This is a genomic window from Prosthecobacter sp. (assembly GCF_044232965.1).
Classification (GTDB): Bacteria; Verrucomicrobiota; Verrucomicrobiia; order Verrucomicrobiales; family Verrucomicrobiaceae; genus Prosthecobacter.
Window position 1 is genome coordinate 20034 of sequence record NZ_JBIIKX010000074.1, and the last position, 8653, is coordinate 28686.

General features: G+C 61.9%; 7 protein-coding genes. 3 read left to right on the plus strand and 4 right to left on the minus strand.

Translation table 11 applies throughout. From position 1 onward, the window contains the following. The first annotated feature begins 8 nt into the window (after positions 1 to 8). Entirely contained in the window at positions 9 to 1127 is a 1119-nt protein-coding gene (locus ACILSI_RS22295; RefSeq protein ID WP_395724126.1) for a TIGR04053 family radical SAM/SPASM domain-containing protein, read from the plus strand. Here ACILSI_RS22295 and ACILSI_RS22300 read toward each other — a convergent pair. Next, on the minus strand, positions 1099 to 2547 hold the full coding sequence (locus ACILSI_RS22300; protein WP_395724133.1) for a sulfatase: 1449 nt from the start codon (positions 2545 to 2547) through the stop codon (positions 1099 to 1101). The two genes, ACILSI_RS22295 and ACILSI_RS22300, sit on opposite strands and share 29 nt — an antisense overlap. Positions 2548 to 2710: 163 nt before the next feature. Between ACILSI_RS22300 and ACILSI_RS22305 the strand changes: the two genes are divergently transcribed. Beyond that, positions 2711 to 5014: a response regulator gene (locus ACILSI_RS22305; RefSeq protein ID WP_395724127.1), complete on the plus strand. Its 2304-nt coding sequence runs from the start codon at positions 2711 to 2713 to the stop codon at positions 5012 to 5014. A gap of 45 nt (positions 5015 to 5059) precedes the next feature. Continuing rightward, positions 5060 to 5491 carry a hypothetical protein gene (locus ACILSI_RS22310; protein WP_395724128.1) on the plus strand — a complete coding sequence of 144 codons (432 nt, stop codon included), beginning with the start codon at positions 5060 to 5062 and terminating at the stop codon, positions 5489 to 5491. Between the two features lie 40 nt (positions 5492 to 5531). Here the strand turns inward: ACILSI_RS22310 and ACILSI_RS22315 are convergent, their stop codons facing one another. The 3 genes from ACILSI_RS22315 to ACILSI_RS22325 all read right to left on the minus strand — a co-directional run. After that, positions 5532 to 6782 carry a hypothetical protein gene (locus tag ACILSI_RS22315; protein WP_395724129.1) on the minus strand — a complete coding sequence of 417 codons (1251 nt, stop codon included), beginning with the start codon at positions 6780 to 6782 and terminating at the stop codon, positions 5532 to 5534. Between the two features lie 27 nt (positions 6783 to 6809). After that, the gene (locus ACILSI_RS22320; protein WP_395724130.1) at positions 6810 to 8435 is read right to left on the minus strand and encodes an adenylate/guanylate cyclase domain-containing protein; all 1626 of its coding nucleotides are present in this window, start codon (positions 8433 to 8435) and stop codon (positions 6810 to 6812) included. A gap of 5 nt (positions 8436 to 8440) precedes the next feature. Further along, positions 8441 to 8653: carboxypeptidase-like regulatory domain-containing protein (locus ACILSI_RS22325; RefSeq protein ID WP_395724131.1), on the minus strand; the 213-nt coding region annotated here is incomplete at its 5' end.

Below are 8653 nucleotides of genomic sequence, written 5' to 3' on the forward strand. Positions count from 1 at the left end.
TTCTTCCCATGAACATGCCCGTTTTGGATCTGGAAGCCTCGAAGGTGCCCGCGTTGGGTTATGACGGGTTCGATGAACGCCCGTTTCTCGTTTTTTGGGAGATCACGCGGGCTTGCGCGTTGGCCTGCAAGCATTGCCGGGCCGAGGCACAGTCGCATCGGCATCCCGAGGAGCTGAATCGCGAGGAATCGAGTCGCCTCATCCGGCAACTGGCCGAGTTGAAGCCGCCGATGTTGATTCTGACGGGTGGTGATCCGTTGATGCGCAGCGATGCGCTCGATCTCGTGCGCGAGGCGACCGACGCAGGCCTGCATGTGGGACTCAGCCCATCGGCCACGGCGCGGTTGATGCATGCTGACTTTCACGAAATCAAGGCCGCAGGTGTGGAGCGCATTTCGCTGAGCCTGGATGGTGCCACGCGGGAAACACACGATGCTTTCCGTGGTGTCTCAGGCACCTTTGATCGCACGATTGCAGCGGTGCATCGCGCCCACGCGGCGGATTTGAGCGTGCAGATCAACACGACGCTCACGCGTGGCAATCTACGCGAGTACGAAGCTTTCAAGAAGCTCATGTTTGAACTCAAACCCGCGATGTGGAGCGTGTTTCTGCTCGTGCCGACTGGTCGTGCGGGCATCGACGATCTGCCGGACCCGCAGGACATCGAGTTCGTCTTCCGCGACATGGCCTCGCTCGTCGGCAAGGCTCCGTTCGCGGTCAAAACGACGGAAGGGCATCACTTCCGCCGCGTGGTGATCCAATCGCTCGGTGCCACGACTGGCAAACACCGTCCGGGCATGCGCTCGCCACTCGGCATTCGTGATGGACGCGGCGTGATGTTCATCTCGCACACCGGGGTGGTGTCACCGAGCGGCTTCCTGCCTTTCGACTGCGGCAACGTGCGCGACGAACATCCGGCGGAGATTTATCGTCGTCATCCGCTGTTTATATCGCTGCGCGACAACGATGCTCTGGGTGGCAAATGCGGGCGCTGCGAGTTCCGTGCTGTATGCGGCGGCTCCCGAGCGCGGGCTTATGGCGTTACGGGTGATCCCTTCGCCGAAGATCCGGCGTGTGTGTATCAGCCGAGAGCACAGGCTACGGCTTCTTGTACGGTGCCCGTTTGACCTCCTCGACGACGGGAACGTCTTTGTTCATGAAATCGTAGGCGGCTTGGAGTCGCTTCACTTCGTCGGGATGTTGCGCGGCGACATCGACTTGTTCGCCGGGATCGTTCTGGAGATCGAAGAGCTGCATCTTCGCAGGTTCGGCGCCGGTGGTGAGGCCAGGATGGGCATTGATGTTGTATTGCTCGAAGGGGGCGAGGATGGTGACGCCATCAGGCGTGCGTGGATCGAGCCATTTGCCGTCCGGGCCGGGCTTGAGCTTCATCTGGCTGGCAGGAAGCAGATGCAGCTTCCAGCGTGCATCGCGGATGGTGGCGAGCTTGGAGTTTTGATGACCGAAGATGAACTCGTGCGGTGATTTGGCGGCGCTGGTGAGCAGCGGCAAGATGTTGCGGCCGTCGAGTGCTCGATCATCGGGCAGTTTCGCGCCGGTGACGTGCAGCACGGTGGAAAAAAGGTCCATCATCACGCCGAGTTCGTGGCTGACATGGCCGGCGGGGATTTTTCCGGGCCAGCGGGCGATCATGGGCACGCGGTAGCCGCCTTCATAGTTCGTGCCCTTCATGCCGCGAAGGCCGCCGCAGCTTCCGCCGAACCATGCGCCGTTGTCGCTGGTGAAAAGCACGAGCGTGTTGTCGTCGAGGCCGTTTTGTTTCAACGCATCGAGCACCGCGCCCACACTGTCATCGAGATCGAGCAGGGCATCGCCGTAAAGGCCCGCGCCGCTCTTTGTGTAGTGCTTGTCTGGCGCAGCGAGCGGCTTGTGCGGCATCGCTTCGGCGAAGTAGAGGAAGAAGGGCTTCTTCGCATTCCGCTGGATGAAGTCGGTGGCGCGTTTGGCGTAGCGAGTGGTCAGCGTGGCCTGCACGACGGGGTATTCGACGACCGCGGAGCCTTCGAGCACCTGCACGGGGCGCATGTCGTTCGAGTAGGGGATGCCGTAATACTCATCGAAGCCGCGCTCGGTGGGCAGTGAGCCGGGTTTGTGACCGAGATGCCATTTGCCAACCATGCCGGTGGCATAACCGTCCGCTTTGAGCACCTGCGCCAGTGTGATCTCCGATTTTGGCATCGCCAGCGCGTCAGCGGCGGGTCCGCCGTCGGGCGCGGGATTCTGCGTCATGCCGCAGCGGAAGGGATAACGTCCTGTCATGAGCGAGGCACGCGTGGGAGCGCAAAACGGCGCGGGTGTGTTGAACTGCGTCAGCCTGGCTCCTTCCGCCGCCATTTGGTCAATGCGCGGTGTTTTGAATGTTGGATGCCCGTAGCAGCCGAGATCGCCGTAGCCGAGGTCGTCGGCGAGGATAAGGGCAATGTTCGGCTGCGCCGAGAATGACGAATGAAGAATGACGAATGATGAATGATGAATGATGAAAGGATGAGGAACAGGCGCATCATGCCATCCCCAAACGGTGGAGATGACCTGGGATTGCGTTTTTTACGGACCCGGAGCCGCAGCGACGGCCTTTGAATGCGTCGAATGGCCGGTTTTATGCGACAAAGTCGAGGAGTCAGAGAAAGAGCCAGAATTTCCTATGGCGTTTATAATTTGTCTCGGCTAGAATAATCAAACCATCCGGGAAATGACCAGTTCCGACCCCATTCGCATCTTGATCGTCGAAAACGAAGGCCTCGTCGGCTGCGACATGGCTGCGTCCCTCGGCAAACTCGGCCATCACGTCGTGGGCATCTGTGCCTCAGGGGAGGAGGCGCTCTCGCGGTTCGAGGAACTGCGGCCTGATCTGGTGCTGCTGGATGTGCATCTCTCCGGTCAGCTCGATGGCATCGACACCGCCCATGAACTGCAACGTCGTAGCAAGGTGGCGATCGTCTATGTGACGGCCTGCGCCGATCTGGAAACGGTGGCGCGTGCCCGCCAGACACATCCGCAAGGCTATCTGCTCAAGCCATTCAACCATGATGAGCTGCGACTGGCCGTCGAAGTGGCCGCGCAGCGCCATATGGAAGAGCGCAAGCGGCAGCGGCGCGAGCACAGCTACTTTGATGCGTTCCAAAGTCTGGCCGATGGCGTCATCGCCGCCGATTTGGCTGGTGGGGTCATTTTCATGAATCCCGCCGCCGTCCGTGTCACGGGCTGGTTGCCGGAGGAAGTGACCGGGCGTTCGTTGAACGAGGTTTTTAATATTTATCAGGCCAGCGGCGAGCCGGCGGAGATTCTGCCCGCAGATGCCGCCGCCCAGGCCACGGAGCGCACCGTCTATCTGACCACGCGCGCCGGTGAACGGGTGCCGATCCAGGACCGCACGGCCCCGCTGCGCGATGAGCAGGGCGAGCTCACCGGCCTGATCATTCTTTTCCGCGCTCATGCGCCTGCTCCTGTGCCGCCGACCGCGCCGACCCGCAGCTCCGCGCCATTGGTCGATGTGGTGGAGAGCATTTCAGACCCGCTCTTTGCCCTCGATTCGCGCTGGCGCGTGACCTATGCGAACGCCAGCGCCCTGAGGCTCTTTGATCGCAATCTTCAGGACATGCTGGGCCTGTCCCTGTGGGATCTGATGCCCACCGCCACACGAGAAGCGCATTACGAGGCGCTCGCACGCGCCATGCTGCACCGGGAGACGGTGAACCGTGAGCTGTTCCTGGATGAGAAACAGATCTGGCTCGAGGTGCGCGGCTATCCCTTCGGTGAAGGTCTGTTGCTGCTCGTTCAAGACGTCACCGCCCGTCGCGAGGAAGCCGAACGCCGCAACCGCATCGACCGCCTCGAATCCCTCGGCCTGCTGGCGCGTGGATTCGCACACGACTTCAACAACCTGCTTACCGTTCTGCTTGGGAACATCTCCCTCGCCGAGATGCGCCTGCGCAATGCCATCACGCTGCCAGAGTTGCACACGGCCAAGCAGGCCACGCTCCAGGCGCAGAACCTCGTCCAGCAACTGCTCACCTTTGCCCGTGGCGGTGCGCCGATCAAAACGCAGATCCATCTCGGCGATCTGATCGACACCTTCTTCACGCATCACACCCGCGCCAACCGCATCGAGTACCGCATTGATGTGCAGCCCGGTTTGCCGCAGATCGCCATCGACGGTGCTCAAGTCCGTCGCCTGTTGAGCAATCTCATTCGCAATGCCGAGCAAGCCCAGCCCAATGGCGGCGAGATCATTATCCGCTGCTTCGCGCCCGACCATGCCGAGATGTTCCCCGGTGAGATGGTCTCAGACAAAAACTTCCAGCCCTCCGGCCTCGCCATTGAGGTCGAGGACAAGGGCGAGGGCATCCCGCCCGACCACCTCTCGCACATTTTCGAGCCCTATTTCAGCACCCGGAAGGCTGACAACGCCACCGGACTCGGCCTCACCGTGTGTGAATCCATCGCCAAGGCCCATGGCGGCTCGCTCACCGTGCGTTCGGAGCCAGGACGCGGCACCACCGTGCGCTTTTACCTCCCGCTCGACTCGGATGCCGAGGAGGCCGACGCCTTCGGCCTCAGCAAGGTCTTTGACACTCCACCAGAGGTCGAGGCCGCCGCGCCCCGCATCCTCGTGCTGGAAGACGATCCGCTCGTGCGCTCCCTCATCGTCCGCAATCTCACCAGCAACGGCTTCGACGTCACCGAAAGCGCCGAAGGCAGTGAAACCGTGCGTCTTTATCAGGAAAGTCAGGGCCAGGGCCGCGCCTTCGACCTCGTCATCCTCGATCTCAGCATCCCGAATGGCATGGGCGGCATCCGCGCCATGGAAAAACTCCGTGCCCTCGATCCTGAGGTCTTCGCCATCGTCTCCAGTGGCTACTCGGACGATCCCGTCATGGCCAATCCCGCCTCCTACGGCTTCGCCGCCGTGCTGCCAAAGCCCTACGAGCCTGCCGACATGCTGCGCCTCGTGCGCAACATCCTCGCCACACGCGGGATTCGACGCGCGTCATAATTCAGGCCCGCGTTGACAGCGCCGCTGCGTTTGGGAAAGAACCCCATGCGCGAACAGGACCTCTTCGACAAGCTGCGTAAAATCGAGCGCCTCTACGCCGGTGCCACGACGCATGGCGAGAAAGAAGCCGCCGCCGAGGCCATCGCCCGCATCAAACGCCGCCTCGGCGAAACCGCCAAGGTGGACCGCCCCATCGAGTACAAGTTCACGCTCGTCGATGGCTGGTCGCGCAAGCTCTTTATCGCGTTGCTTCGGCGCTATTCGCTCAAACCCTACCGCCGTGCCCGTCAGCGCCGAAACACCGTCATGGTCCAAGTGCCACGCAGTTTCGTGGAAGAGACCTTGTGGCCTGAATTCATCGAACTCAGCGACGTGTTGCAGGCTTATCTCGACGAAGTGACACAACGCGTGATCTCCCAGGGCATTCATGCCGATGAAGGAGACGAGGAGATTGTGACCGAAGAATACTTGGGCTGATCTGGCCCTCATCACTGACTACGTCAGCCTGTATTGAAGTTCAAAACCGCACCGTCACCTGCATCGCGCCGAGGTGATTGCCCTCCGCGTCGCTGCCACGCTTGTCGCCAAAGCTGTATTGGAGCTTCACCTGCACATGCTCGGTCAGACGATAGCCCAGCGCGAGATCCATGCGCCAGGCGTTGCGATCCCATTCCGTCGTGAGGCCGGGCACATCGCTGAAGGCGGCTTGGTTCCAACGCATGGCGGTCCAGAGCTGTGGGGTGAGCTTGTACTTCGCCTCCACAAAGCCGCTGAGCACATCCACATCCCCCACACGCGGCACCTCGAAGCGCGCGGCGATGAGTTCGCTCCAAATCTGCCATTTTTCATGCGTGTAGCCCGCGTCCACACCCCAGGTCGTCTGCGTGAAGTCATTCACGCTCGTTCCCACTGGCAGGCTTAGCGCGGCGCTGTCCTGCATGTAGGGGCCGTGGCTGAATGAAGTGCCCAGCGTCCACTCAGGAGCCGGACGCAGGCCCACACGGCCGGTGAAAGTGGGATTCGTCTGAAAACCATCCTGAACGCCGTCCCAGACCTGCGGACGAGATGAAATCCCCGCGTTCTTCACCTCAAAGGCATACTCAAACGCATCCACCCGGCCAAACAGCGACACACCCGTGGCATACGACGGTCCCCAGAGGATGGGCAGCCAGGTCGGCTTGCTGTCCGCCATGTCTCTTCGTGCCGCGAAGCCCGCCAGCCCACCTGGCGCTGAAACGTCCGTCATCGGCAGCATGTCCTCATACGCCATCGGCGCGGTGATGAGTGGATTGTCCCAGGTCAGGCTGCGCTTCGCCCACGAACCAAACGCGGTCGCAAACTTCCCAAGTCGCACATTCACCTCATCCTGCTTCCACAGCCGCGCCTGGAGATAATATTCATCCAGTCGCGCCTGCCCGTCCGGCGCGGAGCCGGGGTCAAAGCCCCGATCCACACGCATCTGCCCGTGCAGGCTCACGCGTTCGCCGAGATGCACATTCAGAAACGAGATCAGCCTCGGCGCAAAGAACACGTCATCATCTTCAAACAGCATTCCCTGCGCTTTCTGCTCGGCCGCGAACACCGTAGTATCCGCCATGAAGGACACATCCGCACGAATGCCCCACGCCTCCGATTCAAAGCGCGTCTTTTCGCCCAACGAATCGAGAAACTCCTGCGCTGACAGATTCAGCGTCGCCATCAGCATGATCACCGCGCAAAGCCAATTCCCACGCCCCTTGGGGGAGGGGGCTAGGGTGAGGGGAGGCACTGCAAACATCACAATTCAATTTCTACGTTAAAGTTCGTTTGGATTCACCTTTGCCAGACGAAACGCAGGCACGGGCTGCGCGAAGCCTTTCAGCGTCAGCGGCTCCAGCGTCTCAAAGGCTCCTAGCGCTCTCGTTTTCGTCTGCGTCTCCGCATCCACGAGGATCTGGCCTGCCGCTGCGCTGCTGCACAGTCGCGCGGCCAGGTTCACTTTCTCCCCGATGACAGTGTAGTCGCTGCGACTCTCCGCGCCGATGCAGCCTGCCACCACGTTGCCCGTGGCGATGCCGATGCCGATGCGCAGCGGCTCCACCGCGTCTCGATTCAGCCGCTCGCGCTCCTGCATCATCTCCCACGCGCAGCGCACGGCATGCTCCGCGTCGTTGCCGTAGCTCTTCGGGGCGCCGAAGAGCACCATGATCGCATCCCCGGCGAACTGGTTGATCACGCCGAGGTGCTTTTGCACGATGCGCGCCAGTGCGGTCATGTGATCATTCAAAAGATGGATCACCTCCACCGGGTCACGGCCCTCGCTCAGCGCCGTGTAGCCGCGGATGTCGCAAAAGATCACCGTCACCTCGCGCAACTCGCCGCCCAGCTTGATGTTTCCGGCCACCATCTCCGCCGCCACGCGCGGATCGGTCACTTTTTGCAGCACGGAGTGGTAGCGGTCCCGCAGCGCCAGCCCGGCGGCCATTTCGTTGAAGGCGCTGCCCAGGTGGTTCAGCTCCAGCGTGCGCGTCTGCGGCAGATTCACCGCATAGTCGCCCTCGCGCACGCTTTGCGCGGCTTTGACGAGATTCGCCACCGGCTGCGCGAGCTGCCGCGACAGCACTCCCGCCACCAGCGCTGCCAGCACCAGCGCCGCGAGGCCGATCAGCACGATGCGCAGCGTCAGCACTCGCTGCTGCGCTGCCAGCTCCGCCATCGAGAAAACCGACACCCAGTCCGCTGCGGGATAAGCCGATCCCGAGTTCAAAACAAAGCGTGTGAAACGATGCTCAACGCCATCCACCTCAAACCGGCCCGATGGCTCTTTCTGTGCCATCAAGGCGGCACGCAGAGCCGCAGGCACGCCCTCGCCGATGAATTGGCCGCCAAGCAGGATCGCCGTCTCACGCGGCATCGGCTGCCCCAGGATGAGCGTGCCCACCGTTTCGTCGAAATTCGTGATCGGGCAGGCCAGCAGACGGTAAATCGTGCCGTGTTGCGTCGCCACGAAGCCGAAATCCACCTCCGCACCCGCCTTGCCATGCGGCAGCCATTCTCCCTGCAATCCTGCGGCATCAAACACACCCGCGCGGCTGTCGGCTCCGGGTGGAATGAGCTTTCCCTCCGCGTCCAGCAGTCGGAAAAACGCGAACTCGCCCAGCCGCAGCTCGTCACTGGCGATTTTGTAAACCTCCTCGGGATCGCCCTCCTCCAACGCCGCGAACAGGCGCACCGACTGCGCCAGCCGCCTCGCCTCCACCTTGGCGGCCCCGATGGGAAGCTCCTGCGTTTGTTGAAACGACTTCATCTGCTCCGCGAACAACCGGTCCACCACGCTCTGAAACAACGTCGCGTTCTGCTGTTGCGCGATGAGCAGGCTCGCCGCCGTCGTGATCATCACGATGGCCAGGATCGCCCTCAGCAGCTTCGCGCGGAATGTCATGGGCGTCAGCGTGAGAGGTTGATCGTCGTCGTTTTGCCATCCGTGACCGTCACACGTTCCTGCAGCAGTTTTTCCGAGGGCTGAAACACCCGCAGCCAGTACTCGCCCGGCGGCACGTTCTTGAGCGTGAACTTGCCGCCTGCGTCCGTGGTGGCGAACCACGGTGTGTCGAGCACGAGCACAAAGCAGCGCATGTGCTGATGAATCTCGCAATAGAT

What these genes read in the sequence shown, in the direction of transcription:
- ACILSI_RS22295 (WP_395724126.1), top strand. Translation starts at nt 9, where the DNA reads ATGAACATGCCCGTTTTGGATCTGGAAGCCTCGAAGGTGCCCGCGTTG.
- ACILSI_RS22305 (WP_395724127.1), top strand. Translation starts at nt 2,711, where the DNA reads ATGACCAGTTCCGACCCCATTCGCATCTTGATCGTCGAAAACGAAGGC.
- ACILSI_RS22310 (WP_395724128.1), top strand. Translation starts at nt 5,060, where the DNA reads ATGCGCGAACAGGACCTCTTCGACAAGCTGCGTAAAATCGAGCGCCTC.
- ACILSI_RS22320 (WP_395724130.1), bottom strand. Translation starts at nt 8,435, where the DNA reads ATGACATTCCGCGCGAAGCTGCTGAGGGCGATCCTGGCCATCGTGATG.